At 67.3% G+C, this 26,893-nt stretch carries 26 protein-coding genes; 17 read left to right on the forward strand and 9 right to left on the reverse strand.

Going from position 1 to position 26,893, the window contains the following annotated elements; translation table 11 throughout:
• The first annotated feature begins 49 nt into the window (after positions 1–49).
• Genes AAYO93_RS04355 through AAYO93_RS04375 form a run of 5 tightly spaced genes read left to right on the forward strand, consistent with a single transcriptional unit; the run spans position 50 to position 3,904 of the window.
• Positions 50–1,237, forward strand: a complete 1,188-nt coding sequence (locus AAYO93_RS04355) for an adenosylhomocysteinase (protein WP_345763787.1) — start codon at positions 50–52, stop codon at positions 1,235–1,237.
• Positions 1,237–2,034, forward strand: a complete 798-nt coding sequence (locus tag AAYO93_RS04360; protein ID WP_345763788.1) for an IclR family transcriptional regulator — start codon at positions 1,237–1,239, stop codon at positions 2,032–2,034. The genes AAYO93_RS04355 and AAYO93_RS04360 overlap by 1 nt, the downstream gene beginning before the upstream one ends.
• The gene (locus tag AAYO93_RS04365; RefSeq protein ID WP_345763789.1) at positions 2,031–3,149 is read left to right on the forward strand and encodes an adenosine deaminase; all 1,119 of its coding nucleotides are present in this window, start codon (positions 2,031–2,033) and stop codon (positions 3,147–3,149) included. The genes AAYO93_RS04360 and AAYO93_RS04365 overlap by 4 nt, the downstream gene beginning before the upstream one ends.
• Positions 3,150–3,173: 24 nt before the next feature.
• Positions 3,174–3,635 carry a PTS sugar transporter subunit IIA gene (locus AAYO93_RS04370; RefSeq protein WP_345763790.1) on the forward strand — a complete coding sequence of 154 codons (462 nt, stop codon included), beginning with the start codon at positions 3,174–3,176 and terminating at the stop codon, positions 3,633–3,635.
• Entirely contained in the window at positions 3,632–3,904 is a 273-nt protein-coding gene (locus AAYO93_RS04375) for a PTS sugar transporter subunit IIB (protein ID WP_345763791.1), read from the forward strand. The genes AAYO93_RS04370 and AAYO93_RS04375 overlap by 4 nt, the downstream gene beginning before the upstream one ends.
• A 31-nt stretch (positions 3,905–3,935) precedes the next feature.
• Here the strand turns inward: AAYO93_RS04375 and AAYO93_RS04380 are convergent, their stop codons facing one another.
• A complete protein-coding gene (locus tag AAYO93_RS04380; RefSeq protein ID WP_345763792.1) occupies positions 3,936–5,633 on the reverse strand; it encodes a phospho-sugar mutase in 1,698 nt (565 codons plus the stop codon).
• A complete protein-coding gene (locus AAYO93_RS04385) occupies positions 5,630–6,463 on the reverse strand; it encodes a purine-nucleoside phosphorylase (RefSeq protein ID WP_345763793.1) in 834 nt (277 codons plus the stop codon). The genes AAYO93_RS04380 and AAYO93_RS04385 overlap by 4 nt, the downstream gene beginning before the upstream one ends.
• Positions 6,464–6,562: 99 nt before the next feature.
• Here AAYO93_RS04385 and AAYO93_RS04390 point away from each other — a divergent pair, with 99 nt between their 5' ends.
• Both AAYO93_RS04390 and AAYO93_RS04395 read left to right on the forward strand, forming a co-directional pair.
• A complete protein-coding gene (locus AAYO93_RS04390) occupies positions 6,563–7,999 on the forward strand; it encodes an NAD(P)H-quinone dehydrogenase (protein WP_345763794.1) in 1,437 nt (478 codons plus the stop codon).
• A gap of 373 nt (positions 8,000–8,372) precedes the next feature.
• Positions 8,373–9,149, forward strand: coding sequence for a DUF559 domain-containing protein (locus AAYO93_RS04395; RefSeq protein WP_345763795.1), 777 nt, complete (start codon positions 8,373–8,375; stop codon positions 9,147–9,149).
• Between the two features lie 132 nt (positions 9,150–9,281).
• Here the strand turns inward: AAYO93_RS04395 and AAYO93_RS04400 are convergent, their stop codons facing one another.
• On the reverse strand, positions 9,282–11,051 hold the full coding sequence (locus AAYO93_RS04400; RefSeq protein ID WP_345763796.1) for an acetyl/propionyl/methylcrotonyl-CoA carboxylase subunit alpha: 1,770 nt from the start codon (positions 11,049–11,051) through the stop codon (positions 9,282–9,284).
• Between the two features lie 79 nt (positions 11,052–11,130).
• Positions 11,131–11,775, reverse strand: a complete 645-nt coding sequence (locus tag AAYO93_RS04405) for a Maf family protein (protein WP_345763797.1) — start codon at positions 11,773–11,775, stop codon at positions 11,131–11,133.
• Positions 11,776–11,820: 45 nt separating this feature from the next.
• Here AAYO93_RS04405 and AAYO93_RS04410 point away from each other — a divergent pair, with 45 nt between their 5' ends.
• From AAYO93_RS04410 to AAYO93_RS04425, 4 genes are read left to right on the forward strand one after another with little or no spacing between them, the layout of a single operon-like run.
• Complete coding sequence (locus tag AAYO93_RS04410; RefSeq protein ID WP_345763798.1) at positions 11,821–13,125, forward strand: class I SAM-dependent RNA methyltransferase; 1,305 nt, start codon at positions 11,821–11,823, stop codon at positions 13,123–13,125.
• 47 nt (positions 13,126–13,172) lie between these two features.
• Positions 13,173–13,832, forward strand: a complete 660-nt coding sequence (locus AAYO93_RS04415; protein ID WP_345763799.1) for a response regulator transcription factor — start codon at positions 13,173–13,175, stop codon at positions 13,830–13,832.
• Positions 13,819–15,105 (forward strand): ATP-binding protein, encoded by a 1,287-nt coding sequence (locus AAYO93_RS04420; RefSeq protein ID WP_345763800.1) that lies wholly within the window; start codon positions 13,819–13,821, stop codon positions 15,103–15,105. The genes AAYO93_RS04415 and AAYO93_RS04420 overlap by 14 nt, the downstream gene beginning before the upstream one ends.
• A complete protein-coding gene (locus tag AAYO93_RS04425; RefSeq protein ID WP_345763801.1) occupies positions 15,102–16,127 on the forward strand; it encodes a hypothetical protein in 1,026 nt (341 codons plus the stop codon). Before AAYO93_RS04420 ends, AAYO93_RS04425 begins: the two co-directional genes overlap by 4 nt.
• A gap of 385 nt (positions 16,128–16,512) precedes the next feature.
• Here the strand turns inward: AAYO93_RS04425 and AAYO93_RS04430 are convergent, their stop codons facing one another.
• Both AAYO93_RS04430 and AAYO93_RS04435 read right to left on the reverse strand, forming a co-directional pair.
• Positions 16,513–16,764: an acyl-CoA carboxylase epsilon subunit gene (locus tag AAYO93_RS04430; RefSeq protein ID WP_345763802.1), complete on the reverse strand. Its 252-nt coding sequence runs from the start codon at positions 16,762–16,764 to the stop codon at positions 16,513–16,515.
• Entirely contained in the window at positions 16,764–18,371 is a 1,608-nt protein-coding gene (locus AAYO93_RS04435) for an acyl-CoA carboxylase subunit beta (RefSeq protein ID WP_345763803.1), read from the reverse strand. Before AAYO93_RS04435 ends, AAYO93_RS04430 begins: the two co-directional genes overlap by 1 nt.
• Before the next feature lie 87 nt (positions 18,372–18,458).
• Here AAYO93_RS04435 and AAYO93_RS04440 point away from each other — a divergent pair, with 87 nt between their 5' ends.
• Both AAYO93_RS04440 and AAYO93_RS04445 read left to right on the forward strand, forming a co-directional pair.
• Positions 18,459–19,250: a biotin--[acetyl-CoA-carboxylase] ligase gene (locus AAYO93_RS04440; protein WP_345763804.1), complete on the forward strand. Its 792-nt coding sequence runs from the start codon at positions 18,459–18,461 to the stop codon at positions 19,248–19,250.
• 6 nt (positions 19,251–19,256) lie between these two features.
• Positions 19,257–19,808 carry a PH domain-containing protein gene (locus AAYO93_RS04445; protein ID WP_345763805.1) on the forward strand — a complete coding sequence of 184 codons (552 nt, stop codon included), beginning with the start codon at positions 19,257–19,259 and terminating at the stop codon, positions 19,806–19,808.
• On the opposite strand, the gene AAYO93_RS04450 is transcribed toward AAYO93_RS04445, so the two are convergent.
• On the reverse strand, positions 19,767–20,315 hold the full coding sequence (locus AAYO93_RS04450) for a GtrA family protein (RefSeq protein ID WP_345763806.1): 549 nt from the start codon (positions 20,313–20,315) through the stop codon (positions 19,767–19,769). The genes AAYO93_RS04445 and AAYO93_RS04450 overlap by 42 nt on opposite strands.
• A 156-nt stretch (positions 20,316–20,471) precedes the next feature.
• On the opposite strand from AAYO93_RS04450, the gene AAYO93_RS04455 reads away from it, so the two are divergent.
• The 4 genes from AAYO93_RS04455 (at position 20,472) to AAYO93_RS04470 (ending at position 24,943) form a co-directional block, all read left to right on the forward strand.
• Positions 20,472–21,611 (forward strand): 5-(carboxyamino)imidazole ribonucleotide synthase, encoded by a 1,140-nt coding sequence (locus tag AAYO93_RS04455; RefSeq protein ID WP_345763807.1) that lies wholly within the window; start codon positions 20,472–20,474, stop codon positions 21,609–21,611.
• Positions 21,612–21,715: 104 nt separating this feature from the next.
• A complete protein-coding gene (gene purE, locus AAYO93_RS04460; RefSeq protein ID WP_345763808.1) occupies positions 21,716–22,225 on the forward strand; it encodes a 5-(carboxyamino)imidazole ribonucleotide mutase in 510 nt (169 codons plus the stop codon).
• Entirely contained in the window at positions 22,222–23,577 is a 1,356-nt protein-coding gene (locus AAYO93_RS04465; protein ID WP_345763809.1) for an LCP family protein, read from the forward strand. Before purE ends, AAYO93_RS04465 begins: the two co-directional genes overlap by 4 nt.
• Before the next feature lie 88 nt (positions 23,578–23,665).
• Positions 23,666–24,943, forward strand: a complete 1,278-nt coding sequence (locus tag AAYO93_RS04470; RefSeq protein WP_345763810.1) for an acyltransferase family protein — start codon at positions 23,666–23,668, stop codon at positions 24,941–24,943.
• On the opposite strand, the gene AAYO93_RS04475 is transcribed toward AAYO93_RS04470, so the two are convergent.
• Together AAYO93_RS04475 and rfbD are read right to left on the reverse strand one after the other, a co-directional pair.
• On the reverse strand, positions 24,891–26,027 hold the full coding sequence (locus AAYO93_RS04475) for a glycosyltransferase family 4 protein (protein ID WP_345763811.1): 1,137 nt from the start codon (positions 26,025–26,027) through the stop codon (positions 24,891–24,893). The genes AAYO93_RS04470 and AAYO93_RS04475 overlap by 53 nt on opposite strands.
• Positions 26,002–26,883, reverse strand: coding sequence for a dTDP-4-dehydrorhamnose reductase (gene rfbD / locus AAYO93_RS04480; protein WP_345764813.1), 882 nt, complete (start codon positions 26,881–26,883; stop codon positions 26,002–26,004). Before rfbD ends, AAYO93_RS04475 begins: the two co-directional genes overlap by 26 nt.
• Positions 26,884–26,893 lie beyond the last annotated feature (10 nt).

The raw sequence follows: 26,893 nt of genomic DNA on the forward strand, positions 1-26,893 counted from the left end.
TTGTGGATACCTATATGAAACTCACTTGCAAATATGAAAGAATGATCCGATGAACAACGCAGACATCGACCTCGCTGCAAAGGGCCGCGCGCGCATCGACTGGATCCGTTCCCGCATGCCCCTTCTCGCTCAGGCCCGAGCGCATTTCGCCGACACGAAGCCGTTCGCCGGGCACCGCATCGGCATGTCCCTCCACCTCGAGCCGAAGACGGCGGTGCTGCTCGAGACCCTCGCCGCCGGCGGTGCCGAGATCGTCGCCACCGGCAACTACGGCTCGACGCAGGACGACACCGTCGCCGCACTCCGCGGTGCAGGGATGACCGTGTTCGGCGCCCGCGACGACACGCTCGAACAGCACGAAGCCAACGTGGGGGCGGTACTCGACAGCGCCCCCGACATCCTTCTCGACAACGGCGCCGACCTCGCGGCGGGAGTCGTCGAGCGCAACGCCCAGGCATCGATCATCGGCGGCACCGAGGAGACGACCTCAGGCGCCGACCGGCTCCGCGGCGAGCTCGCGGGCGCACTACCGTTTCCGGTCGTCGTGATCAACGACAGCCGCCTGAAAGCGATCGGCGAGAACCGGCACGCGGTCGGCCAGTCGATCGTCGAGAGTTTCATGCGCATCACCAATCTCATGGTTCCCGGCCGTCATGTGGTGGTGGTCGGCTACGGCTGGTGCGGCCGCGGCATCGCACAGTATTTCCGTTCCCTGGGCGCTCAGGTCGGCGTGGTCGAGCTCGACGTCATGAAAGCGTTCGAAGCCGCCCTCGACGGATTCCGTGTGGCATCGCTCGCCGAACTGGCCGGGTGGGCGGATGTTCTCATCACCGCGACAGGCCGCGAACGCGTCGTCGGTGCCGACATCTTCGACCTTCTGCGCGACGACGTCGTACTCGGCAATTCCGGCCATTTCCCCTGGGAGATCGATGTCGCGGCCCTGCGAGCGGATGCCACCGTCATCGACCAGGTCGATGACGGTATCGAGCGCATCCATCGGCCGAACGGGAGCCGCGTCGTCCTGCTGGCGGGCGGCCGGATGTTCAACCTCGCCGGTCGCGAACCGAAGGGCAATTCCCTCGAATCGATGGACCTGGGGTTCTTGTTGCAGGCGCTTTCGCTTGAGCGCGTGGCGACGGATGCGGGCAGCCTGCGTCCTGGCGCGCAGCCCGTCCCCGATGACATCGAACGTCTCATCGCGGCGCGGTTCATCGCCGCTCTCGGAGCTTCGCGCTGATGCCCAGCTACGCGGTGCCCGCCCTGGACAAGGGGCTGGACATCCTGGAACTGCTGGCCGACCGCAATGATGGAGTCAGCCAGGCTCAGATCGCGAGCGAGACGGGTCGTTCGGTCGGCGAGATCTTCCGGGTGCTCCAGACGCTGGAGCGGCGCGGCTACCTGGTACGCGATCCCGCATCGGGGCTCTACACCGTGTCGCTGATGATGTTCGGGCTGGCGCATCGCCACCCGCCGTTGCGCGGACTCGTGCAGGCGGCGCTGGGGCCGATGCGAAGGCTGTCCACAGCATCCGGACAGACCTGCAACCTCTCGGTGCTGGACGCCCGCCGAGTGCTCGTCATCGCCCAGGTGGAGAGCCCGGGGCCGTTCGGATTCGCGGTGCGGGTCGGCGCCGAGTTCCCGGTCGAGAGCACCGCGACAGGCGCTGTGCTGCTCGCCTCGGCCGATGTCGAACTGCAGCGCGCCTATCTGGTCGACCTCGCCGCGCGCGAGCCCGGGGTCGCCGACCGCTTCGCCGAAGAAGTGGCGCACGTTGCTGCTGCAGGTTACGCGCGGGAGTCCGGGAGGCAGCTCGTCGGCATCCTCGACATCGTGTTCCCGATCACAGGGACGGACGGATTTCCGGCGGCCGCCCTGACCGTGCCGTGTGCGACGACGACGGATCCGGTGGTCGACCTGGATCAGATCGTCGAGCTCACCAGGGGCACTGCGGCTGAGATCTCCGAAATGCTTCGTCCAGATCCGGAAGCGGGCGGTTCATCGCGGGCCCCGGCCCCGATAGATTTGTCCTCATGAACACTGTGCCTGAGGAATTCCTGCTCGCCGGCGGTACGAGCATCACCGCGCTTCCGAAGGTGTCGCTCCACGATCATCTCGATGGCGGCCTGCGGCCCGCCACCATCATCGAGCTCGGTGACGCGATCGGACTCGACCTTCCCGCCGACGATGCCGCGGCGCTCGGCCAGTGGTTCGCCGAGCAGAGCAACTCGGGCTCACTCGTCGAATACCTCAAGACCTTCGACCTCACCACCGCCGTCATGCAGACGCGTGAAGGCCTGGTGCGCGTGGCGCGCGAGTTCGTCCAGGACCTCGGCGCCGACGGTGTCGTCTACGGCGAGATCCGGTGGGCGCCCGAGCAGCACCTGAGCCGTGGGCTCACCCTCGACCAGGCCGTCGAGGCCGTGCAGGAGGGCATCGAGGAGGGCATCGACGACGTCAACCAGACCGGCCGAGGCATCCGAGTCGGCCAGCTCGTGTCCGCGATGCGCCACACCAACCGCGCCCTCGAGATCGCCGAGCTCGCCGTCCGCCACCGCGACCGCGGAGCCGTCGGTTTCGACATCGCGGGCCCCGAGGCCGGATTCCCGGCGTCGAACCACCGCCGTGCGTTCGACTACCTCGCCGAGAACTATTTCCCTACGACCGTGCATGCGGGCGAGGCCGACGGTCTTGACAGCATCCGCAGCGCGATCCTCGACGGGCGTGCGCTCCGCCTGGGTCACGGCGTGCGCCTCGCCGAAGACATCGTGATCGAACGGCAGGACGACGAGAACACCTACGTCACCCTCGGATCGCTCGCCCAGTGGGTAAAAGACCGCGAGATCGCGCTCGAGACGAGCCCATCGTCGAATCTCCAGACCGGTGCGATCGCGGCCTGGGGCGACGACATCCTCGACCATCCCTTCGACCTGCTCTACCAGCTCGGCTTCCGGGTGACCGTCAATACCGACAACCGCCTGATGAGTGCGACGACGCTGAGCCGGGAGCTCGCACTGCTCGCCGATGCGTTCGACTACGACCTGACCGACCTCGAGGTGTTCCAGCTGAACGCGGCCGCATCGGCGTTCCTCCCGCTCGAAGACCGCGAGGAGCTGGCCGACATCATCACAGCAGGTTTCGAGGGTTCGTAGCCGGCCGGACGATACGCTTGGAGCATGCCGCTACCTCCCCTTCCTGATTCCGCGATCACCGTCGGAGCACACGCCTCCGACTGGCGGGAGGCGGTTGAGCTGGCCGGCGAGGCACTCGTGCGCTCGGGGGCGACGAAGCCCGGCTATGCGGCGCGCATGATCCAGGTCATCGACGAATTCGGTGCCTACATCGTGATCGCCCCCGGGCTGGCACTGGCACACGCGCGCCCGGGTCCGGATGTTCTGGCAGACGGCCTCTCGGTGGTCACGCTCGACGTGCCGGTCGTCTTCGGGCACCCGCACAACGATCCTGTCGGCGTGGTGATCGGGCTCGCCGTCGCAACACCGGATGCGCACGTCACGAGCGTCGCCGAACTGGCGAACATCTTCAACAACCCGGGCGCGATCCCGGCTCTCGCCGCCGCGGCCGATGTCGCCGAGGTGCAGAGCATCATGGCAGCGAGCGGCGAGGGGGCGTCGCGGTGAAGATCGTCGCGATCTGCGGCGCAGGTATCGGAACGTCCGCGATCCTCAAAGTGAACGCGGAACGTGTGCTCGACCGCCTCGAGATCGATGCGGACGTGACGGCATCCGACGTGGCGAATGTGCGCATCGCCGCGGCCGACGCCCAGGTGATCCTGACCTCACCGGAACTCGTCGATGCGATCGGCGACACGAATGCCGACATCGTCGTCATCGACAACTTCTTCGACCTCGACGAGCTCGAGGCGAAGCTCGAGGCGGCGCTCGGCTGACGCTCGCCACCGCAACGGCGGCCGGTACGACTCAGGCGAGGAGCCCGCGCATCCCGTCGGCGAGTTCGCGGACCCGCGTTTCGGCAGCCGCACGGCGTTCTCCTGCAGACCCCTGGTCGCTCGAGGCGTCGATGTAAACCTTGAGCTTCGGTTCCGTGCCGCTCGGGCGTACCATCACACGCGACCCGTCGGCCAGCCAGATCCGCAGCACATCGCTCGGCGGGAGGGCGTCGAACCCGTCCTTCAGGTCGTCGATCCGGCTGACCGTCACCCCTCCGACCGCCGCCGGGGGAGTCGAGCGAAGGCTCGCCATGATGCGGTCGATGTCGGCGAGGTCGGTCACCCGGAGCGAGATCTGATCGGATGCGAAATGTCCGAACCGCTCGCTGAACCGGTCGAGCTGGTCGGCGACCGTCAGACCGTCCGCCGCAAGCGACGACGCCAGGTCGAGGAAAGCGACCACGGCCGAGATGCCGTCTTTGTCGCGCACCACGTCGGGGTCCACGAGGTAGCCGAGGGCCTCCTCGAAGCCGTAGATGAGTCCGGTCGCGCGCGACACCCATTTGAAGCCGGTGAGCGTGTCCTGAAAGTCGAGTCCGTAGGCCGCGGCGACGGTCTTGAGGGCAGGCGACGAAACGATGGAGCACGCCAGCGTTCCGTTCGGTCCGCCATCGGCCGACGCATCCGCCTCGGCCAGTTCAGCGGCCCGCCAGCCGAGCAGAGCGCCCACCTCGTTGCCGCTGAGGCGCCGGTATCCATCTGCTGACGCGGGGTCCGGGATGGCGACGGCCAGGCGGTCGGCATCCGGATCGTTGGCGACGATCAGCTCGACGCCTGCCTTCCGGGCCGTAGCGAATGAGAGATCGAGCGCCCCGGGTTCTTCCGGGTTGGGGAATGCGACGGTCGGAAACCGAGGATCCGGTTCGATCTGCTCCGCGACGACGACGGGGGAGCTGAATCCTGCCCGTTCGAGCACCCGGGCAGCGGTCTCCCACCCGACGCCGTGCATCGCCGTGTAGACGTACGACACTGCCGGGCTCGGAGTCCGGGCGATCGCTGCGGTGGCCTCGACGTACGCGTCCACGACGGATTCGGGGGCGATCTCGTAGGCATCCGATCGCGGCAGCCCGGTGATCGGCGCCGCCGCGACCCGGAGGATCTGAGCGGCGATGTCGGCGTCGGCCGGCGGAACGATCTGGGAGCCCGCGTCGTCCCCGCCCAAGTACACCTTGTAGCCGTTGTCGTTCGGCGGATTGTGGCTGGCGGTGACCATGACGCCGGCGCTCACCCCCAGGTGACGCACCGCGAACGCGAGGACCGGCGTCGGAAGGAGGCGCGGCAGGAGAACAGCGCGCACGCCCGCGCCCGCCATCAGTTCTGCGGTGTCCTGTGCGAAGATCGCCGAGTTCTTGCGCCCGTCGTACCCGATGACGACCGAAGGAGTCGCGCCTTCGGCGTGAGTCAGCAGGTACGCGGCGAGACCCGCTGCAGCCTGCGCGACGAGCACGCGGTTCATCCGGTTGGGTCCGGCCGCGATCTCCCCTCGGAGTCCTGCGGTGCCGAAGGCCAGTCGGGCGTCGAAGCGGGCGTGCAGGTCGTCGAGGGCGACCGTCGAGCCGCTTTCGGCGGCGATCACGAGCGAATCGAGTTCGGCACGGGTCTCAGGATCGGGGTCCTGGGCGAGCCACGCGCGCGCCGCCTCCAGCACGTCCGTCTGCGCCCCGTTCACAGCGCCCCCACGATCTTCGCAAGGAGGGCACTGATCACTGGCTCGGCCTCACGGCCGGCGTCGATGACCTCCTGGTGGCTGAGCGGAGTCTTCTGGATGCCCGCCGCCAGGTTGGTGACCAGCGACATCCCGAGGATCTCCATTCCTGCCTGCCGTGCCGCGATCGCTTCGAGTGCGGTCGACATCCCCACGATGTGGCCGCCGATCGCCTTCGCCATCTGCACCTCAGCCGGGGTCTCGTAGTGCGGTCCACGGAACTGGCAGTAGACGCCGTCGTCGAGAGTCGGATCGATCGACCGTGCGAGCGCCCTGAGCCGGGCCGAATAGAGGTCGGTGAGGTCGATGAACGTCGCGCCCTCGAGCGGTGAGTCCGCGGTGAGGTTGATGTGGTCGCTGATGAGCACCGGTGTGCCCGGCTTCCAGTGCTCTTTGATGCCGCCGGCGCCGTTCGTCAGCACCATCGTCGTCGCACCCGTCGCGGCCGCCGTGCGCACACTGTGAACGACGCGGCGGACGCCGTGGCCTTCGTAATAGTGCGTGCGGGCCCCGATCACCAGCGCGCGCTTGCCGTTCGGGAGGAGGACGGAACGCAGCGTCCCGACATGGCCTTCGAGAGCCGGGGCACCGAAACCGATGATCTCGGTCGCCGGGATGGTCGCTGTGGTCTCGCCGATGAGATCTGCAGCCCTGCCCCATCCGCTCCCGAGCGTGAGAGCGATGTCGTGGCGCTCGACGCCGGTCTTCTCAGCGATGGCCGCAGCGGCGAGACGTGCGACCTCGAACGGGTCTGCAGCGGGGTCGTCGAGCGGGTTCATGGTGGTGTCAGACATGGATCCACTCTATTGCGATACCCGATTCGGCCGCCCGGGCCGATCGCGCTCATCGGCGCGGTTTGGCGGGGCATACCCGGACGCGAGAGAATGGATGCCATGGCCTACGAGTTCGAGCGCAAGCAGAGAATCGCCGTACTCGGAGGCGGTCCCGGCGGGTATGAAGCAGCGCTCGCTGGAGCCCAGCTCGGCGCGGACGTCACCCTGGTCGAACGGGTGGGCGTCGGCGGGTCCGCGGTCATCACCGACGTCGTTCCGTCGAAGACGCTCATCGCGACGGCCGAGGCGACCAACGCCATCGGGGAGGCAGCCGATCTCGGGGTGCAGTTCTTCACCCGCGGGGAGTCCGGCAAACCCGTCCGTCCCGAGATCGCCGTCAACCTCGCCGCCGTCAACAAACGCCTCCTCGGACTTGCGCGGCAGCAGTCCGAAGACATGAAGTCCGAGCTCATCCGCGCGGGCGTCCGGCTGATCACCGGCGAAGGCAGACTCGACGGTGCGGGCGCTGTGATCGTGTCGACGGCCAAGGGCGACACGGGCACCGACTTCGACCGGATCGAAGCCGACACGATCGTCGTGTCGGTCGGCGCGAGCCCGCGCATCCTCCCGTCGGCACAACCGGACGGCGAGCACATCCTCACCTGGACGCAGCTGTACGACCTTCCGCATGTCCCCGAACACCTGATCGTCGTCGGGTCCGGTGTGACCGGTGCGGAGTTCGCCTCCGCCTACACGGCCCTCGGCTCCAAGGTGACACTCATCTCCAGTCGTGACCAGGTGCTGCCAGGCGAAGACGCCGACGCCGCACGGGTGATCGAGAACGTCTTCAAGCGGAACGGCATGACCGTGCTGTCGAAGTCGCGCGCCGAGTCGGTGGTCGCGAACGAGGGCGGTGTCCTCGCGACGCTCTCCGACGGGAGGACCGTGCAAGGCAGCCATTGCCTGATGGCCGTCGGGTCGATCCCGAACACGTCGGGGATCGGACTCGAGGAGGCGGGCGTGCAGTTGACCGCATCCGGCCATATCCGTGTCAATCGCGTCGCGCGCACGTCCATCCCGAACATCTACGCGGCAGGTGACTGCGCGGACCTCATGCCACTCGCATCCGTCGCCTCCATGCAGGGACGCACGGCTGTGTTCCACGCCATGGGAGACGCGGTGAACCCGTTCGAGTTGCGCAACGTCACTTCCAACATCTTCACCCAGCCCGAGATCGCGACGGTCGGCTGGAACCAGAAACAGATCGAAGAAGGCATCGCGCAGGGCGACATCTACAAACTGCCGCTCAAATCGAACCCGCGTGCGAAGATGCTCGGCATCAAGGACGGGTTCGTCAAGCTGTTCGCCCGCACCGGGTCCGGCACTGTCATCGGTGGCGTGATCGTGGCGCCGCGTGCCAGCGAGCTGATCTTCCCGCTCGCGCTCGCCGTCGAGCACCGGCTGACGGTCGACCAGGTCGCCCGTGCGTTCACGGTGTATCCGTCGCTGTCGGGCTCGATCTCCGAGGCCGCGCGCGCGATGCACATCGTCCTGTAGCTGGCGCCGCGGCGGTGCCGCCGCCTCTTCCTCTGCCGTCCGCATCTCGTCGTGTTCACAAAACAGGAGATCGTGTGACAGGAGAGACGGATGGGGCCGAATTGAGGGCATCCGGGCCCCACGAGCAACTTCAGTAACACGATCTCCTGTTTTACGAACAGGTAGTCATCACGCTCCCGCCACGCCGGCGTCCTGCCGGACAGCGGATTATCCACAGATCGTGTGAGCGTGTGCCTTCAGCCGCCTCAGACTGGGCACACTGGATCTGGTGCGATCGCTTTTCGAAACCGTTCATCAGCTCGGCGAGGTCGCCACGCGCTCGGAGCTTCTCCGAGCTGGTCATCGACCGCGCGAACTGACGGAGGCCGTTCGGATGGGCACTCTCATCCGCGTGCGGCGCGGGCACTACGTAACGACGAATGCCGACCCGGCACAACGCGCCGCTGTCGCGATCGGAGGCAGACTCGCCTGCGCGAGCGCAGCGTCGACCTATGGACTGTGGTCCGAGATGCATGCCGGACTTCATGTCGCGGTGCCGCCCTCGGCGTCCCGACTCCAGATGGACGTCGTGGATCACATCGCGGTGCCGTCGTCCGCGTTCCGGTTCGGGGCGGACGCATTCGGCGATGTCCGTATCCATTGGCAGGGCAACCTGGCGCCTTCCGAATGCTGGCGTGTGAGTCTCGCCGACTGCCTCAGGGGGGTCGTGCGGTGCAGCCCGGCGGAGTCGGCCATCGCGACGCTCGACACGGCCATCGGTCTGAGACTCGTGGACCCGGCAATGATCGGTCGCATGTTCGCGGCTGAGCCGACGAGGTCACGACTCATCGCGTCGCGAGCATTCCCTGGGTCCGAGTCGGGGGTCGAATCGCTAGCCAGGCAACGGCTGCAACGCCGCGGACTCGTCGTGAGGCAGCAGGTTGCCGTGCGAGGAGTCGGTCGGGTGGACATGCTCGTAGACGATCGGGTGTTCGTCGAGATCGATGGCTTCGAGTTCCACTCGTCCCAGCACCATTTCGCCCGGGACCGCAGACGCGATGCGGCGTTCGTGCTCGGCGGCTACCGTCGGCTGCGTTTCACCGCCGTCGACGTCCTCCGCGACTGGGCGCTTGTCGAGCAGACAATCATTGATGTGCTCAGGCACACCTAGCGCGTTCACAAAACAGGAGTTCGTGTGACGGGAGTGACGGATGGGGCCGAATTGAGCGCATCCGGGCCCCATTGGCCACTCGGGTAACACGATCGCCTGTTTTATGAACAGGCGAGGACCGCGGAGTCCGTCTCAGCTGATGTTGAGCAGCAGGTGGCCGGACGACACCGTCGCCCCGACCGCCGTGTTGATGCCGGAGACCGTTCCGTCTTTGTGCGCGGTGAGCGGCTGCTCCATCTTCATCGCCTCGAGCACGAGCACGAGATCGCCCTTGACGACCTGGTCGCCGTTGTCGACTGCGAGCTTGACCACGGTCGCCTGCATCGGCGCCGTGATCGAATCGCCTGTGGCGGTGTCGACGGCGTGCGCGCCACCCCGGCGGCGCGGAGCGGGCGCGCTCGCGGTGTCGGCACCCGTGCCGGAGCCGGCGAGCAGCGTGCCGGGCAGGCTCACTTCGATGCGCTTGCCTTCGACCTCGACGACCACCCTGTGACGCTGGTGGCTGGGCGCGACAGCGTCGGTCGAACCGCTCCAGGGCTCGATGTCGTTCTGGAACTCGGTCTCGATCCAGCGGGTGTACACCGAGAACGGCTCGCCGTCCTGTGGTGCGAACGCCGTGTCGCGCACGATCGCGCGGTGGAAGGGGAGCACCGTCGGCAGGCCTGCGACCTCGAACTCGTCGAGCGCGCGACGGGCACGTTCCAACGCATCCTCGCGTGTCGCGCCGGTGACGATCAGCTTGGCGAGCAATGAGTCGAACGAGCCGGAGATCACATCGCCCGCCTGGACGCCGCTGTCGACACGCACGCCGGGTCCGCCGGCGGGCTTGAACACGTGGACCGGTCCAGGCGACGGGATGAACCCGCGGCCGGCGTCTTCGCCGTTGATGCGGAATTCGAACGAGTGGCCGCGTGCGATCGGGTCGTCGTAGTCGAGGGTTCCGCCTTCGGCGAGCCGGAACTGTTCGCGGACGAGGTCGATCCCTGTGATCTCTTCAGAGACCGGATGCTCGACCTGCAGTCGCGTGTTGACCTCGAGGAATGAGACGGTGCCGTCTTTGCCGATGAGGAACTCGCAGGTGCCGGCCCCGAGGTAGCCGACCTCTTTGAGGATCGCCTTGGATGCGCGGTACAGCTCGTCGGTCTGCGCAGCGGTCAGGAACGGCGCCGGTGCCTCTTCGACCAGTTTCTGGTGGCGACGCTGCAGCGAACAGTCGCGGGTGGAGACGACGACGACGTTGCCGTACGCGTCTGCGAGGCACTGGGTTTCGACGTGTCGGGGCTGGTCGAGGTATTTCTCGACGAAGCATTCTCCACGCCCGAACGCCGCGACTGCTTCGCGGGTGGCCGATTCGAAGAGCTCGGCGACCTCGTCCCGGGTGCGGGCGACCTTCAGTCCTCGGCCGCCACCGCCGAAGGCAGCCTTGATCGCGACCGGGAGACCGTATTCGTCGACGAAGTCGAGAACCTCGGAGGCATCGGCGACAGGGTTGAGCGTCCCAGGCGCGAGCGGTGCTCCGACCTTCTCGGCGACGTGGCGTGCGGACACCTTGTCACCGAGTCGTTCGATCGCTTCGGGGGACGGCCCGATCCAGGTGAGTCCTGCTCCGATCACCGCTCGGGCGAAGTCGGCGTTCTCGGCGAGGAACCCGTAGCCGGGGTGCACAGCGTCCGCTCCGGAGCGGCGCGCAACTGAAAGCAGCTTGTCGATGACGAGGTACGTCTCGGCGCTGGTCGTGCCGTCGAGGGCGTACGCTTCGTCGGCGAGGCGCACGTGTACGGCATCGCGATCCTGGTCGGCGTAGACCGCGACCGATCCGATTCCGCTGTCCTTCGCGGCGCGGATGACCCGGACGGCGATTTCGCCCCGGTTGGCGATGAGGACCTTGGTTATGCGTGGCACAGTTCTCTAGCCTATGCCGCGCCAGCATCCCCCTTTTGGGTGAACCCGACAAAAATGGATCGCCCGGCGGTCGGGAAGCCTACAAAGAGCGATTCCAGAGGCTCGGCCAGCTGACGCCCAGTTCGACGAACAGTTCGCGCACGGTCGCGAGCGAAAGGCCGACGACCGTGCTCGGATCGCCGTCCACGCGGGTGATGAACGGGCCGCCCAGACTGTCGACGGTGAACGCCCCAGCCACTTCGAGCGGCTCGCCTGTCGCGATGTAGGCGTCGATCTCGGCGTTGGTGATGTCGGAGGCGAACGTCACGGTCGCGACCGCGGTTGCGCCGGTCGCGGCATTGGTGCGTCCGCCGCGGTGGTCGATCAGCCAGTGGCCGGAGTGGAGCCGGCCGGTGTCACCCCGCTGTGCCAGCCAGCGCTCGCGCGCCACCTCGGGGGTGTGCGGCTTGCCGTAGATCGCTCCTCCGATCTCGAACGCCGAATCCCCGCCGAGGATGAATCCGTCGATCGGCTCGCCGTCGATGAGCGAGTCCACCACGGCTTCGGCTTTCGCCTGCGCGAGAAGCTGAACCATCGCCGACGGCCCGAGCGGGCCGCTTGTGGCTTCCGCCCGCGCAACGGTGGCGGGCTCGTCGACCTGGGAGGGCACGACGGCCGGTTCGATGCCCGCGGCACGAAGGAGGGCGAGCCTGGCGGGGGATGTTGAGGCGAGGTAGAGGCGCATGTCTTCCTTCGTGCACGGCGTCCTGCTGTGTGGGATGCTCGACTGATGCCACGCAATCACGAGGACCGCTCCGGCCGGGGTGATGATGTCGAACTCGAGATTACCAACGTCGCGCACGGGGGTGTCTTCGTCGCCCGTTTCGACGGTCGCGTCGTGTTCGTCCCTGACACGATGCCGGGGGAGCGCATCCGCGCCCGGATCACGGATACGACCCATGACCGGTTCTGGCGTGCGGAGACCGTTTCGGTCATCGAGGCCGCGCCCGAGCGCCAGCCGCACGTGTGGGCGGCGGCCTCGGTGGAGCGGCCGCCGTCGCGTCGGGCGGGCGGTGCGGAGTTCGGACACATCCGACTCGATCACCAGCGCGAGCTGAAGCGCCGTGTGATCGTCGACGCGCTCGAGCGGATGGCGAAGATCGAACGCGACGTCACGGTCGAGGCCGCGGGTGCTGCGATCGCGGGCATCGAGCCCGAGACGCCGGACGGTTCAGGCTGGCGCACGAGAGTCCGCCTGCAGGTAGCGCAGGACGGGTCGTTCGGGCCTTTCGCCGCGCGCTCGCACCACGTCGTCGAGGTCGAAGACCTTCCCCTCGCGACCGAACGGGTCGCCGACTCGGCACCGTTCGGCCAGCGGTTCGCGGGTTCGGAGTCGATCGACGTCGTCGCCACGGCCGGCGGGACCGCGCACGTCCTGGTGAACGACGCTCCTGTGAAGCGGGGGCGGCGCATCGTCCGCCAGCGGCATCGGCCGATGCCGGTGCGCGAAGTCGTCGGCGACCGGGAGTTCCAGCTCGACGCACGCGGGTTCTGGCAGGTGCACCGGCTCGCCGCCGCGACGCTCACCGAGGCCGTGCAATCCGCGGTCGACGAAGCGCTGTTCGACCCGCGTGCGGCGAACCTCGACCTCTACGGCGGCGTCGGTCTGCTCGCGGCCGCCCTCGGCGATCGTTTCGGCAGCACCGTGCGGATCACGTCGGTCGAGGGGGACGAGGCGGCGACCGATCACGCCGCTGAGAATCTCGCCGAGTGGATCGGCGCCAGTGCGGTGACCGAACGCGTCGAGCGTTTCGTGACGACCCTGGCGGCGGATGCTTCGCCGGCCGAACGCTCACGGCTGCGAGCGGCAACGGTCATCCTCGATCCTCCGAGGTCGGGTGCCGGCCGAGCCGTGGTCGACGCGATCGCCGACCTCTCGCCCGCCCAGGTCGTCTACGTCGCCTGCGACCCTGTCGCGCTCGCACGGGACCTCGCCACCTTCGCCGGCCACGGGTACCAGCTCGGTTCCCTGCGGGCGTTCGACCTGTTCCCGAACACGCACCATGTCGAAGCGGTGGCGATGTTGGCGCGGTGACCGCGCCATCCCGAGCGGCCCGGAGTTACCGCACTACGATGAACATCATGGTGAGGGTGGCAATCGTCGATGATCATGAGTCCGTGCGGCTCGGCTTGAAAGCAGCGTGTCAGGATGCGGGTTACGACGTCGTCCTGACAGCTGCGACGGTCGACGAGTTCGTCGCGGAACTCGGCGACCGCGAGTGCGAGGTGGTCGTTCTCGACCTTTCGCTGGGCGACGGCTCCCGCGTCACCGACAACGTCAAGCGCGTGCAGGGCACCGGTGCGGCGGTTCTGGTCCACAGCATCGCCGACCGGGTTGCGAGCGTCCGCGAAGCGCTCGCGGCCGGTGCCGCGGGCGTCATCCCGAAATCATCCCCGACGACGACCGTGATGGCGGCGATCGCCACTGTCGCGGCCGGCGACGTGCTCAACAACCTCGAATGGGCGACGGCCATCGACGCCGACAGCGATTTCGCGAAAGCGCAGCTCGGACGCCGTGAACGCGACGTGTTGCACCTGTATGCCTCCGGACTCCCGCTCAAGGCGGTCGCCGCGCAGCTCGGTATCGCGAACTCGACCGCGCGGGAGTACCTCGACCGCATCCGCGTGAAGTACGTGGAGGTGGGGCGTCCGGCTCCGACGAAGGTCGACCTGCTGAGGAGGGCGGTCGAAGACGGCATCCTGCCGGGACTCGACCCCGATACGGGCAATGAGCGCAACTAGCTCGCCGGCCCGATCGCTGCCGGCGGCGAATCAGCCGCGGAACCCGATCAGCCGGGCGCGGTTCGAACGGATCGCGGGGCGCAGCGTCTCGGCGTTCGGCCTGGTCTTCGGCCTTCAGACCTTCCCGGTCGCGATCGCCCAGCTTCCCGCGCTGAAAGAGCCGTGGGGGATGGTCGGCATCGTCGTCGTCTTCGGCCTGCTGGCGGTGATCCCGATCCTCGCGATCGCCCAGGTCTACGTGAAGATAGCGATGGGCACCCTGGCCGTCGTCTACCTGATCAGCGTCGTGACGTGGCCGCTGCTCGCCGTCAACCCCGATGCGATCGGCCAGAAACCGTGGGTCTGGTTCCTGTGCACGGTCGCCACCGCATATGCCGCTGTGGCCTTTCCGTTGTGGTTGGCCACGGCGTACACGTTCGTCACGCCGATCGCCTATGGGATCATCCGCGCGCTGCCGTCCGGCGGCGGCGTCGGAGCGGAGATAGCCGGTCTCGACTCGGTGTACGCGATCATCCTGGGCGGGGTGATCCTCGTGATCATCGCCATGCTCCGCCAGGCGGCGTCGGCCGTCGATGCGGCACAGAGCGCCGCACTCGCCCGGTACGCGACCGCGGTCCGGCAGCACGCGACGGAGGTCGAACGGGTCCAGGTCGACGCGATCGTGCACGACAGCGTGCTGACGACCCTCTTGTCGGCCGCGAGCGCGCGGACACCGGAGGCCAAGGCGCTCGCAGCACGTATGGCATCCGACGCGATCGGCCATCTCCATGCCGCCGAGGCGGCGGACCCCGAGGACCAGTCGCTCGTCGGCCTGGATCGTCTCAGCGACAGGATCACCGCTGCCGCGGCCGCGTTCTCATCGCCGTTCACGATCGACGTGCGTGACGTGGAGGTCCACACCGTTCCGGTACACGTAGCGGAGGCCGTGTATTCGGCCACGGTGCAGGCGATGGTGAACAGCATGCAGCACGCCGGCGGCCCGGGTGTCCCGCGTTCGCTCGAAATCCTGGGCGGTGGACCGCTCGCGACCGTGCAGATCACCGTGCGCGACGAGGGTACCGGCTTCGACCAGAACGATGTCCCGGCCGAGCGGCTGGGCCTCCGCGTCTCGATCCGGGAACGGCTTTCGAAGGTGGGCGGTCTGGCCCGCATCGCTTCCAGGCCGGGTGAGGGGACCGCGGTCACTATCATGTGGCCCGCATCCGACGACGATCAGGATGCGGCCGGCGACAGCGTAGACGCCCGGGCCGGCGGATCGGAGATCGCCTCGTGATCACCCTCCCTCGTGCGATGTTCCTGGGCCTCGGCGCCCTCTTCTCCGCCTATCACCTGTTCCTCGCACTCTCGTCGCTCTCGATCCCGCAGAACGCGGGTCCGACGATCGCGGCGATGATCCTGTACGGCGTCGCCACCGTGATCAGCCTCTGGCCGACGAGCCCCACCCGGATGCCGGTATGGCTCGCAGCGTTCGACCTCGCCGTGTGCGTTGCGGTGCCCATCCTTGTGACGAGTCAGCTCGACCCGACGAAGGACAACGGCTACGCGACCTGGTATGTGGCTGCGGTCGGAACGCTGATGACGATCGCGGCGGTGCGGCGTCAGCAGCTGGCTGCGTGGGTCGGAGTCGGTTTCCTCGCGGTGCAGACGGTCGTCTGGGCGGGTTTTCCGGCTCTCGCCGGTCTCGGTGTCATCGGCAGCGTCGTCTGGGTCGGCATCGCCGTGGTGATTTCCGGCTCGCTGGCGAAGGCGGGCCGGGATGCACTCCAGTTCGCACGCGCCGAGCGTGAGGCGACCGAGTGGCAGGCCGCCCAGGAGGCGCATGTCATGGAGCGCCAGCTCCGGCTGCGTCAGACGTATCGGGTCGCCGCACCCATGCTCGCTGAGATCGTCCGCAGGAACGGGGACCTGACCGAGGCTGAGCGGCGGGAGTGCCGCTACCTCGAGGGCGCCATCCGCGACGAGATCCGGGGTCGCAAACTCCTCAACGACGACGTCCGACGGCAGGTGATGGATGCGCGCAGGCGGGGCGTCGTCGTCAGCCTCCTCGACGAGGGCGGAATCGACGATCTCGACGAGACAGCACTCGGGGCTGTGCTCGGCCGGCTGGCGGACGCTATCCGGGGTACGACGACCGACAAGTTGATCGTCCGCACGGTGCCGCGTTCGTCGAAGACCGCGGTGACAGTCGTGGGGTTGCGGATGTCCGACGACGACGCAAACGCGCTCGGCTCGGATGCTACGGACGACGAGGTCGATCTCTGGCTGGAGATCCCGAGGCCGTTCGTCGACGCGTGACCTGCGGCCGGGACGCGAGCGGGCCAGGGCGAAGACAAGGATGAATTCCGCGAAAAAGGGCCGGCTGTTCAGCCGGCCCTTTTTCGAAAACCCCGAGTCAGGGCGACAACCCGAATATCGCCCTGACTCGCCCCCAAAACACTCGCCCGCTTACCCTAGTCGGCGAGTGATTGGCGGTGTAACTCACGAGGAGAGACACCTAGCAATAACAATATTGCCGTGTTGCACGGAAGTATCAAAGTCGTCATTTTGGGGGACAGGTGGGGGACACTTCAACTTCCACCTGTCTTCATTGTCCGCGTAATCACGGTTGACCCGCAAGAGGGGGGTCTGAAACCGGGGTCCACATGGGGTACAGACGGCGGGGGGCAGACGCGGCGTCCTGTCAGCCGGTGAAACCCCTCCAGGCACCGTAGCCGGGCGCGAGCGGCGCGCGAAGGGGCCGCTGGCTGCGCTCCCATGCGCTGGGCCCGCGGCGCGACCGGACGGCCCTGTCGGCGGCATGCTCGGCGAGAGCGGCCGTCAGCACCGCGGTCACCGCGGCGACCTCGGCCGGGGTCACGACGCGGGTGAGGAACGTGAGGTCGCTCCCGAGATCGTTCTCGCTCATCGAACCGCCGTTGCTGCCGTCAGCCATCACAGCGGGATGTTCCCGTGCTTCTTGGGCGGGAGGGATGCGCGTTTGGTGCGGAGTGCCCGAAGCGCCTTGATGACGGCGACACGTGTCGCCGCCGGCTCGATGACGCCGTCGAGTTCGCCGCGCTCGGCCGCCAGGAACGGGCTGGCGACGTTGTAAGTGTATTCGTTGGCGAGCTTGGTGCGGACGGCCGCGACATCTTCGCCGGCCTCCTCTGCTCGCTTGATCTCACCGCGGTACAGGATGTTGACTGCGCCCTGGCCGCCCATCACAGCGATCTCCGCCGTGGGCCAGGCGTAGTTGAGGTCTGCGCCGAGCTGCTTCGAGCCCATGACGATGTAGGCGCCGCCGTAGGCCTTGCGGGTGATGATCGTGACCAGCGGCACGGTCGCTTCGGCGTAGGCGTAGAGCAGCTTCGCCCCCCGGCGGATGACACCCGTCCACTCCTGGTCGGTGCCGGGAAGATAGCCGGGGACGTCGACGAGGGTCAGGATCGGAATCGAGAACGCGTCGCAGAAGCGCACGAAGCGCGAGGCCTTCTCGCCCGCGTCGATGTTGAGCGTGCCCGCCATCGCGCTCGGCTGGTTCGCCACGATGCCCACCGAGCGGCCCTCGACACGGGCGAACCCGATCACGATGTTCGGTGCGAAAAGGGGCTGGATCTCGAGGAAGTCGCCGTCGTCGACGATGTGCTCGATGACCGTTTTGACGTCGTACGGCTGGTTGGGCGAGTCGGGGATGATCGTATTCAGCTTGCGATCGGCGTCGGTCACCTCGAGCTCAGCATTCGTCTCGTAGACGGGCAGCTCGGCGAGGTTGTTGTCGGGGAGGAAGCCGAGGAGGGTCCGCGCGTAGTCGAGGGCATCCTCTTCATCGCTTGCGAGGTAATGGCTGACGCCGGAGATCTTGTTGTGGGTGAGCGCGCCGCCCAGCTCCTCGAAACCCACGTCTTCGCCGGTGACGGTCTTGATCACATCCGGACCGGTCACGAACATGTGGCTCGACTTGTCGACCATGATGACGAAGTCGGTGAGCGCGGGAGAGTACACGGCCCCGCCCGCCGCAGGTCCCATCACGATCGAGATCTGTGGGATGACGCCCGACGCGGCGGTGTTGCGCCGGAAGATCTCGCCGTACTTCCCGAGTGCGACCACGCCTTCCTGGATGCGCGCGCCACCCGAGTCGAGGATGCCGATCATCGGCACGCCCGTCTTGAGCGCGTGGTCCATCACCTTGATGATCTTCTCGCCGGCGACCTCGCCGAGCGAGCCTCCGAAGATGGTGAAGTCCTGGCTGAAGACGGCGACGTTGCGACCGTGGATGGTGCCGACACCGGTGACCACGGCATCGCCGTACGGCCGCTTGTTCTCCATGCCGAACGCGTGGGTGCGGTGGCGCACGAACTCATCGAACTCGACGAACGAGCCCTGGTCGAGCAGCAGGTCGATGCGTTCACGGGCGGTCATCTTGCCTTTTGCGTGCTGCTTCTCGATCGCTGAGAGACCGCTCGCGGTCACGGCTTCGTGATAGCGGTCCTTGAGGTCGGCGAGTTTGCCTGCCGTGGTCGAGAGGTCGGAGCGTGGTTCGGTGTCGGTCACGCCGTTCACTCTACCGGCCAGTGGTTGGGCCGTGCCGTTGAGGAATACCTACAAAATCGGCTGGTTTCGCTGGTCGGACTGCAGCAGACTTGAGCCATGGAGTTCCCCCTCAGTCGTGCCGAAGCATCCGTTCTCGAGATCCTCCCCGAGGCGGGCTCCACGAACGACGAGCTCGTCCGTCGCGCTACCGGGGCGGACTCCGACGGCTGGCCCGACTTCTCTGTGGTCGCGACCGCGAACCAGACCCGTGGTCGCGGGCGGCTCGGTCGCAGCTGGGTCTCCCCGGCGGGCAAATCCCTCGCGATCTCCGTGCTGCTGCGCCCGCGCACTCCGGATGGCGACGCGCTCCCGATGGACAGCCTCGGATGGTTCCCTCTGCTCGCCGGCCTCGCGATGACCCGCTCGGTCCGTTCGGTGGTGCCGGCCGGTGCCGATCTGAAGTGGCCCAACGACGTGCTCGTCAACGACCGCAAAGTCTGCGGCATCCTCTCCGAGCTCCTGCCCGATGTCTCGGGCATCGTCATCGGGGCCGGACTCAACCTGACCCTCGAGGCCGACGAGCTCCCGGTGCAGACCGCGACATCCCTCATGCTCGCCGGGGCGAACGACACGGATGCGGACAACCTGCTGTCGTCCTACCTGCGCGAACTGGACGCCCTCTATCGGCCGTTCCTCGCCGCCCGGGGTGACGCCGCGGCCAGCGGTCTGCAGCAGGCTGTCTCGGATGCGTGCGGCACGATCGGTCGTTCCGTCCAGGTGGAGCTGCCCTCCGGTGACCGTCTCACTGGGACGGCGACCGGCATCGACACCGACGGGCGGCTGCTCGTCGATGCGAATGCGCGCATCTCGGCTGTCGCCGCAGGCGATGTGACTCACCTGCGGTATTAATAGCTCATGAGCAACACGGCGGGGACAGCGGCGGCGCCGCCACCCGAACGCATCGTGGCGCGCCTGCGCCCGCATGCGCGGGCACTGTTCTGGCCGAGTCTCGTGCTCATCGCGACCTGCGGAGCTCTGGGGTATTACGGCGGACAGTTCACCGAAGTCTGGGAGAACGTGCTCCTCTACAGCTCGGCCGCCGCGATCGTGCTCCTGCTCTTCCTGCTGCCGCTGGCGTTCTGGCTGAGCAAGCGGTACACGATCACCACGCGCCGCATCATCCTCCGCCACGGCTTCTTCGTGCGTGTGCGCCAGGAACTTCTCCACAGCCGCGGCTACGACATCAGCGTTCGCCGAAGCTGGCTGCAGAGCGCATTCCGTTCGGGGGATGTGCGCATCAATTCAGGTTTGGAGAAGCCGGTCGTCCTGCAGGACGTACCGAAGGCCGATCTGGTGCAGAGCGCACTTCACGACCTGATGGAGCACTCCCAGAACATCGTCTCGACGCGCCGGCAGCAGGACGAGTCAGCTGTCCCCGATCAGACCGCCATCTGGGGATCCCGGTAGCGCCGCGGTCGCGGTGGCCGCGAGTTGCTTCTCGGAAGCGGCCTGTGCGCGGTCGGGGGAGAACACCCACCAGCGGTAGAGCGCGAAACGGAAGAGCATGCCGAGGGCGAGGCCGACGACGTTGATCGCGATGTTGTCTGCGACCAGTGACACATAGCCGAGCACGTAGTGGGAGATCCACACGCAGAGCAGCGGGATGCCCATGCCGGCGAGGCTGACGAGGAAGAACTCGATGCCCTCGCGTACGGGGTTGGACTGGCGCTGCTTGGCGAACGCCCAATAGCGGTTGCCGATCCAGTTCGTCACGATCGCGACGAAGGTCGCGATGATCGTCGCGTAGATCGTTCCGTGATGTACACCGGCGAACACGGTCAGCATGAGACCGTTGAAGACGACGACGTTGACGACGAAGCCCACGGCGCCGACCGCGCCGAACTTCACCAGCTGCGGAATGAGCCGCGCAGCGTGTGGCGTCTCGGTCGGGGCATCGGTTTGCTGTTCAGGCATACGTTCGTTCTTGTTCATGGGCGAAGATAGACATGCGCTCGCGAGCTTACGCGAGTTACAGCATGGGTATCTGGGAGTTTCCCTGCCCGTCACTGAGGGTTCTCAGAGGCGTAATTCGCCGTGCTGAAGCGGAATACGAGTGGGAGAGACCGGCGAATGGTTCGGGACACGGTTGGTGTGATCGGCGGCGGACAGCTTGCGAGGATGATGATCCCTCCCGCGGTCGAGCTCGGGATAACGATCAAGGTTCTAGAGGAGGCTCCCGGCATGTCTGCCGAGCTCGCGGCCACGGGCGTCGGCGATTACCGGGACCTCGACACGGTCCTCGCGTTCGCCGAGACCGTCGATGTCGTCACCTTCGACCACGAGCACGTTCCGCCGGCGATCCTGCGCGAGCTCGTCGCCCGGGGGATCCCGGTGCACCCTGGGCCGGACGCGCTCCTCTACGCGCAGGACAAGCTGCACATGCGCGCCAAACTGACCGAACTCGGGCTTCCCGTCCCGGACTGGGCCGCCGTCGAGTCCGCCGATGACCTCGCCGACTTCCTCGACACCCACGGAGGACGCGCCGTCGTGAAGACCGCGCGGGGCGGTTACGACGGCAAGGGCGTCCGCGTCGTCTCCGAGCCGCACAGCGTCGACGACTGGTTCCTCGCGCTCGCCGAAGACGGGCGGGGTGGTGCGCTGCTCGTAGAAGAACTCGTGTCGTTCCGGCGGGAGCTCGCGCAGTTGGTCGCCCGGCGCCCCTCCGGCGAGGTCTCCGCCTGGCCGGTCGTCGAGACCATCCAGCGTGACGGCGTCTGTGCCGAGGTCATCGCGCCCGCGCCGCAGTCGGCCGGCCGGATCGCCGACCTGGCCTCCGACATCGCGACCGCGGTAGCGACCGGTCTCGGCGTCACCGGTGTGCTCGCTGTGGAGCTCTTCGAGACCACGGACGGCAGGCTCCTCGTCAACGAACTGGCGATGCGACCCCACAACAGCGGCCACTGGTCGATCGAGGGGTCGACCACCAGCCAGTTCGAGCAGCATCTCCGTGCTGTCCTCGATCTTCCGCTCGGAGCGACCGGCAGCCGCGACGCATGGTCGGTGATGGTGAACATCCTCGGGGGCCCGGCCGAGGGCACACTCCAGGACCGCTACCCGGCCGCTCTCGCCGCGCACCCCCTCGTCAAAGTCCACGGCTACGGCAAGGAACCGCGACCGGGGCGCAAGGTGGGTCACGTCACAGCGAGCGGCGACGATCTCGACGAGGTGGCGTACCAGGCGCGGAGTGCAGCGGCGTTCTTCGCGGGCTGACGGGCTTGCGCGCTGACGGGCTCGAGGGATGATCGTGGGCGTCCGTCTCGCCTCAGCGCGTTTCGCAGCGCGTTCTTTCAGGACGGCCGAATAGCATTGAAGCCATGCCCAGCGTCAATTCCCTTCGGCCTCGTGTCGCCGTCGTCATGGGGTCCGATTCGGACTGGACGGTCATGCAGGAGGCCTCGGCGGTGCTCGAGGAGTTCGGCGTCGACCACGAAGTCGAGGTGGTCTCGGCCCATCGCACGCCCGAGAAGATGATCGCGTTCGGCAAGGGCGCGGCCGCTCGCGGCATCAGGGTGATCATCGCCGGAGCCGGCGGAGCGGCGCACCTGCCCGGCATGCTGGCTTCGGTCACCACTCTTCCTGTCGTCGGAGTGCCGGTACCGCTGTCGCGCCTCGACGGACTCGACTCGCTGCTGTCGATCGTGCAGATGCCCGCCGGCGTACCGGTCGCGACCGTCTCGATCGGCGGAGCGAAGAACGCGGGCCTGATCGCGGTCAAGATCCTCGCCGTCTCCGACGATGCCCTCACCGCGAAGCTCACGGCCTATGCCGAAGACCTCGCCGCCCTGGTCGAGCAGAAGAACGCGGACCTCAAAGCGAGACTATGACCGTCGCAAGCCCACTCCGGTACCCGGACGCCGCATCCGCGAAGGTCATGACCAAGCGGGCGTGGTGGCTCGTCGTCCTGAACGTCCTCCTGCCGGGATCAGCGCAGATCCTTGCCGGCAACCGTCGTCTCGGTCGCGTCGGAATCGTCGCGACGCTGACGCTGTGGACCCTCCTGATCGTCGCGGGCGTCACCTACCTGCTCTGGCCGATGGTCATCTACACGCTCTTCACGCAGACACTGAGCCTGTGGATCGTGCAACTGGTGATGTTCGCGTATGTGGTGCTCTGGGTGGTCCTCACGCTCGACACGCTCCGGCTCGTCCGGCTGGTCAAAACCACGCCGAATGCGCGTGCCTGGATCGCCGCCTTCGCCGTCGTGCTGCTCGTCGGAATCGCGGGCACCGCAGGTTACGGTGCGCTGGTCGCGGGGTCCGCACGAGGCGCTCTCGGCGACATCTTCTCCGCCGGTCCGTCGGCGCCGCCGGTCGACGGGCGTTACAACATCATGCTGCTCGGCGGCGATGCGGGTCCCGATCGCCAGGGGATGCGGCCCGACAGCATGTCCGTGGTCAGCGTCGATGCGGCGACAGGCCAGGCCGTGACGATCGGGCTTCCTCGAAACCTCGACCCCGTGCCGTTCCCGGCTGCGTCTCCGCTCCACGCGCTCTACCCTGACGGTTACGGCTACGAGGACCACTGCGATGTCGACGTCTGCCAGCTGAACTCGATCTACACCGAGGTCTCGCTGTACAAACCCGAGCTCTACCCGAACGCGACGAAGCACAACAGCGACCCCGGGATCGAGTCGATGCGCGACGCGCTCGAGGGCGCCCTCGGGATCACCATCCAGTACTACGTCCTCATCGACATGCAGGGCTTCGCCGACCTGGTGGATGCGCTGGGCGGCGTCGACGTCACCGTCACGCAGAAGCTCCCGATCGGCGGCGACGAGAATCTGAACGGTGTCGTCTCCTGGATCGAGCCGGGCAAGCAGCACATGAACGGGTACACAGCGCAGTGGTACGCGCGGTCGCGTCACGGCACGAGCGACTACGACCGGATGGCGCGCCAGCGTCAGCTGCAGGACGCAATTCTCAAGCAGATCAATCCGCTGAACGTCGTGACGAAGTTCCAGGACATTGCGAAGGCCGGCAAGCAGGTGATGAAGACGGATATACCGCAGTCGATGCTGGGCTACTTCGTCGATCTCGGCCTCAAGACCCGCAAATTGCCTGTTCAACAGGTAGAACTGGTTCCTCCGGCGATCGATCCGCAGAACCCGGACTATACCCAGATCCATCAGATGGTGAAGACCGCGCTGGCTCCGAAGACCAGTACTCCTGCTCCGTAGCGGGGTCAACCCCCGCGTCACGATTCCCAGATGACCCCCAAAAGGGTCACAGGGAGCCTCAAGGGCACGTTCGTACACTGAGTCGTCTATGTCGAGCACAGATAGCGGGACTCAGACGAAAAGCAGTGGCCGACTGGCATCGCTGGATGGCCTGAGGGGCCTCGCCGCCCTTGTAGTCGTGATGCACCACACGATGCTGATGGACGCGGACTTTCCGGGGACACCCGGCGCAGTCGACGTGCAGACCGGCACGCCCCTGTGGTGGATGAGCTACACCCCGCTCAAGCTCGCAACGGCGGGCTGGGAGTCGGTGATCGTCTTCTTCGTGCTGTCCGGACTGGTCGTCACGCTCCCGGTCGTCAAGCGTGCCGGCTTCGACTGGATCGCCTACTACCCGCGTCGAGTCATGCGGCTCATGATCCCTGTGATGGGAGCGGTGCTGGTCGCGGCCGCCTTCGTCGTCGCGATCCCTCAGCGTTCGACCCAGCCCTCCGGCACCTGGCTGACCGACTCCAGCACGCCGAACTTCACGTGGGAGTACGTGATCAAGGCCTGGGACCTCGTCGGCGGCAATGGACACATCGACAATCCTCTGTGGTCGCTGCGCTGGGAGATCCTGTTCTCCCTCGCGCTTCCCGTCTTCGTCATCCTCGCGATCTCGCTGCGCAAATGGTGGGCTGCCGGGCTCGCCGCGGCCGTGGTCCTGACCTGGCTCGGCGTGCGCGGCGGATCCGGTGCGCTCAGCTACTTCCCGGCCTTCTTCGTCGGAGCCGTACTGGCCGTGCGACTGGATGCGGTGCGCGTGTTCGCAGGGCACGTGAACCGCTTCGCGGTGCGACATCTGATCTGGCTCGGAATCACTGCGGGCGCTTCCATGCTTCTGATCGCACCATGGCTGTTCGGTCCGGGCAGCAGTACTGAGCTCACCCCGGGGCTGCGCGCGCTCGCGCCGCTCGCCGCGGCCGGCCTCGTGGTCGCCGGCATCGGGTGGAAACCCTTTGGCGGGCTCCTTGCATCGCGGCCGTTCGCGTTCGCGGGGCGCATCTCATTCAGCCTGTACCTGGTGCACGTGCCGATCCTGATCTTCAGCGCCTACCTCTTCGCCGGGCAGCCGATGTTCGTCGCCGCGCTCGTCGGCATCCCTCTCGCGATCCTCGTCGCGGTCGGGTTCACCTGGCTCGTCGAGGCGCGGAGCCACCAGTGGGCACGCGCGGTGGGTGCCTGGGCGTCCGCCCGCTATGCCACGGCCTTCCGCGCACCAGAACCTGCGACGTCAGGCGAGGTGCGTACCGGTGATCAGGACGACGCCGGCTCTACAGGTCGGCGTGAAGCTGCCACAGTCGCTCAGCGGAGTCGCGCCAGCTGAACGCGCGCCCGCGATCCGACGCGTGGACGGCGAGCCGCGCCCGCAGTTCGCCGTCTTCGAGGACCGAGCCGATCGCGGCGGCGAGACGCTCCGCGTAGGTTCCCGAACCGTCACGCTCGACGGTCAGTCCGGCGCCCCCGGAAACCTCGAGGATGGCAGGGTCGTCCGAGTGGATGACGGGCGTTCCGAAGTGGAAGGCCTCGACGATCGGCAGTCCGAACCCTTCCGCTCGGCTCGGAAAGACGAAGATCGTTGCTCGATCCAGGATGACGGCGAGGTCTTCATCACTGAGGTGGCCGAGAACCCGCACCCGGCCCTCGGGAAGGCCCGCAGACGCCGCGACCCCGGTGGCACTTCCTTCCCCGAAGCGGTCCGGGCCCGCGATGAGCAGTGGAAGCTCGTGGAGTTCGGGTAGGGCCATCGCGCGGATGAGGTCGGCGACGCCTTTGCGCGGTGCGATCGAGCCCATCGTGAAGATGAAGTACTCCGGCAGTCCGAGGCGATCGGCGCGTGCATCCGCATCGGCAGGAAGCACGAGTGTGGATGCGGGTGCGCCGCCGATCACCCGGACGCGGTCGCCGAAATCGATGAACTCGGCGAGCTGCTGTGCCACGGCATGGGTGGGGACCACAACAGCATCAGCGTGCTTCCTCGCACGCTTCGCCATCGACTTGTGCCACAACACGCTCGCGGTACTCATCGACTCGGGAGAACTCCAGGGGAGGACGTCGTGGATGGTGACCGTGATCTGATCGCCCTCGTTCAGGCGATCGTGCTTGCCCAGTGGCGCGAACAGGCTCGGTGAGTGGAGCATGCCGCGCCCGCCCGTGAGGGAGATACCGGACTGCCAGGCGAGCGAGAGCTCGCGATGCGGCAACGCCAGGCGCGTGATGCCGGCGATGCCGGTCAGACGGGCGGCGAGGTCGTCCATGGTCTGCTGCGGGAACGCGGATGCGATGCCCTGGACGTCACAGCCCGCGGGCGCGACCGTGATGAGCTGACGGGTCAGTTCTTCGGCGTAACGGCCGATTCCACCGGGAGAGTCGGCGACGAGTTCGTCAACGACCACTCTCAGGGTTGTCATGCTGCTCCAAGACTCCGTGACGGGCGGCATCCGCCAGCGCTTCGTTCCAATCCCGCATCGGTTCGAGTCCGACGACGTTCCAGGCCGCGTGACCGAGAACCGAGAACGAGGGCCGAGGTGCGGGCCGCACGAACCGGGAACTGTCGGTCGGTGTGACCCTATCAGGGTTCAATCCGGCTGCGCTGAAGACGGCCCTCGCGAAGCCGAACCACGTCGTCTCGCCCGAATTCGTGCCATGGTAGATGCCGGCGGGAGCATCGGCGTCGACCAGCGCGACGATCCGTTCGGCGAGGTCGCCGGTCCACGTGGGCTGGCCGAGCTGGTCGTCGACCACCGAGACGGTCTCGTTGGTCGCGGCGAGACGAATCATCGTGCGGGCGAAGTTGGTTCCTCCGGCGCCGTAGAGCCACGCCGTTCGGACGATATAGGTGCCGTCGGGATGAGCCGCGAGGGCGAGTTCTTCGCCTGCGGCCTTGGTCCGCCCGTACGCATTGAGCGGGTCGCGCGGAGCGTCCTCGGGGTACGGCACGGTCGCGGTGCCGTCGAAGACGTAATCGGTGGAGAGCGTCACGAGCCTGGCGCCGGACTCGGCGGCAGCGACGGCAAGATTCTGCGGACCGGTCGCGTTGGCGGCGTACGCCTCGTCCTCATGCGTCTCGGCGTCGTCGACCTTCGTGTACGCCGCAGCGTTGATGATGACGTCATGACCGCGCACGGCGTCGAGGACCGCGGCAAGGTCGGTGACATCCAGCTGCGCGCGTGTCAGCGCCGTGACGTCGCGGCCGGCGAGGGTTCGGAGCAGATCGGCCCCGAGCATCCCTGCGGAACCGGTCACGAGATAGCGGCTCGTGCGCATCGCGGCCACC

Origin of the sequence: Diaminobutyricibacter sp. McL0608, assembly GCF_039613825.1 — a bacterium.
Taxonomy (GTDB): Bacteria; Actinomycetota; Actinomycetes; order Actinomycetales; family Microbacteriaceae; genus Diaminobutyricibacter.

What these genes read in the sequence shown, in the direction of transcription:
- AAYO93_RS04470 (WP_345763810.1), top strand. Translation starts at nt 23,666, where the DNA reads ATGTCGAGCACAGATAGCGGGACTCAGACGAAAAGCAGTGGCCGACTG.
- AAYO93_RS04475 (WP_345763811.1), bottom strand. Translation starts at nt 26,027, where the DNA reads ATGACAACCCTGAGAGTGGTCGTTGACGAACTCGTCGCCGACTCTCCC.
- purE (WP_345763808.1), top strand. Translation starts at nt 21,716, where the DNA reads ATGCCCAGCGTCAATTCCCTTCGGCCTCGTGTCGCCGTCGTCATGGGG.
- AAYO93_RS04385 (WP_345763793.1), bottom strand. Translation starts at nt 6,463, where the DNA reads ATGTCTGACACCACCATGAACCCGCTCGACGACCCCGCTGCAGACCCG.
- AAYO93_RS04355 (WP_345763787.1), top strand. Translation starts at nt 50, where the DNA reads ATGAACAACGCAGACATCGACCTCGCTGCAAAGGGCCGCGCGCGCATC.
- AAYO93_RS04420 (WP_345763800.1), top strand. Translation starts at nt 13,819, where the DNA reads ATGAGCGCAACTAGCTCGCCGGCCCGATCGCTGCCGGCGGCGAATCAG.
- AAYO93_RS04370 (WP_345763790.1), top strand. Translation starts at nt 3,174, where the DNA reads ATGCCGCTACCTCCCCTTCCTGATTCCGCGATCACCGTCGGAGCACAC.
- AAYO93_RS04390 (WP_345763794.1), top strand. Translation starts at nt 6,563, where the DNA reads ATGGCCTACGAGTTCGAGCGCAAGCAGAGAATCGCCGTACTCGGAGGC.
- AAYO93_RS04440 (WP_345763804.1), top strand. Translation starts at nt 18,459, where the DNA reads ATGGAGTTCCCCCTCAGTCGTGCCGAAGCATCCGTTCTCGAGATCCTC.
- AAYO93_RS04465 (WP_345763809.1), top strand. Translation starts at nt 22,222, where the DNA reads ATGACCGTCGCAAGCCCACTCCGGTACCCGGACGCCGCATCCGCGAAG.
- AAYO93_RS04360 (WP_345763788.1), top strand. Translation starts at nt 1,237, where the DNA reads ATGCCCAGCTACGCGGTGCCCGCCCTGGACAAGGGGCTGGACATCCTG.
- AAYO93_RS04455 (WP_345763807.1), top strand. Translation starts at nt 20,472, where the DNA reads ATGGTTCGGGACACGGTTGGTGTGATCGGCGGCGGACAGCTTGCGAGG.
- AAYO93_RS04450 (WP_345763806.1), bottom strand. Translation starts at nt 20,315, where the DNA reads ATGCCTGAACAGCAAACCGATGCCCCGACCGAGACGCCACACGCTGCG.
- AAYO93_RS04365 (WP_345763789.1), top strand. Translation starts at nt 2,031, where the DNA reads ATGAACACTGTGCCTGAGGAATTCCTGCTCGCCGGCGGTACGAGCATC.
- AAYO93_RS04410 (WP_345763798.1), top strand. Translation starts at nt 11,821, where the DNA reads ATGCCACGCAATCACGAGGACCGCTCCGGCCGGGGTGATGATGTCGAA.
- AAYO93_RS04405 (WP_345763797.1), bottom strand. Translation starts at nt 11,775, where the DNA reads ATGCGCCTCTACCTCGCCTCAACATCCCCCGCCAGGCTCGCCCTCCTT.
- AAYO93_RS04445 (WP_345763805.1), top strand. Translation starts at nt 19,257, where the DNA reads ATGAGCAACACGGCGGGGACAGCGGCGGCGCCGCCACCCGAACGCATC.
- AAYO93_RS04415 (WP_345763799.1), top strand. Translation starts at nt 13,173, where the DNA reads ATGGTGAGGGTGGCAATCGTCGATGATCATGAGTCCGTGCGGCTCGGC.
- AAYO93_RS04395 (WP_345763795.1), top strand. Translation starts at nt 8,373, where the DNA reads ATGGGCACTCTCATCCGCGTGCGGCGCGGGCACTACGTAACGACGAAT.
- rfbD (WP_345764813.1), bottom strand. Translation starts at nt 26,883, where the DNA reads ATGCGCACGAGCCGCTATCTCGTGACCGGTTCCGCAGGGATGCTCGGG.
- AAYO93_RS04430 (WP_345763802.1), bottom strand. Translation starts at nt 16,764, where the DNA reads ATGGCTGACGGCAGCAACGGCGGTTCGATGAGCGAGAACGATCTCGGG.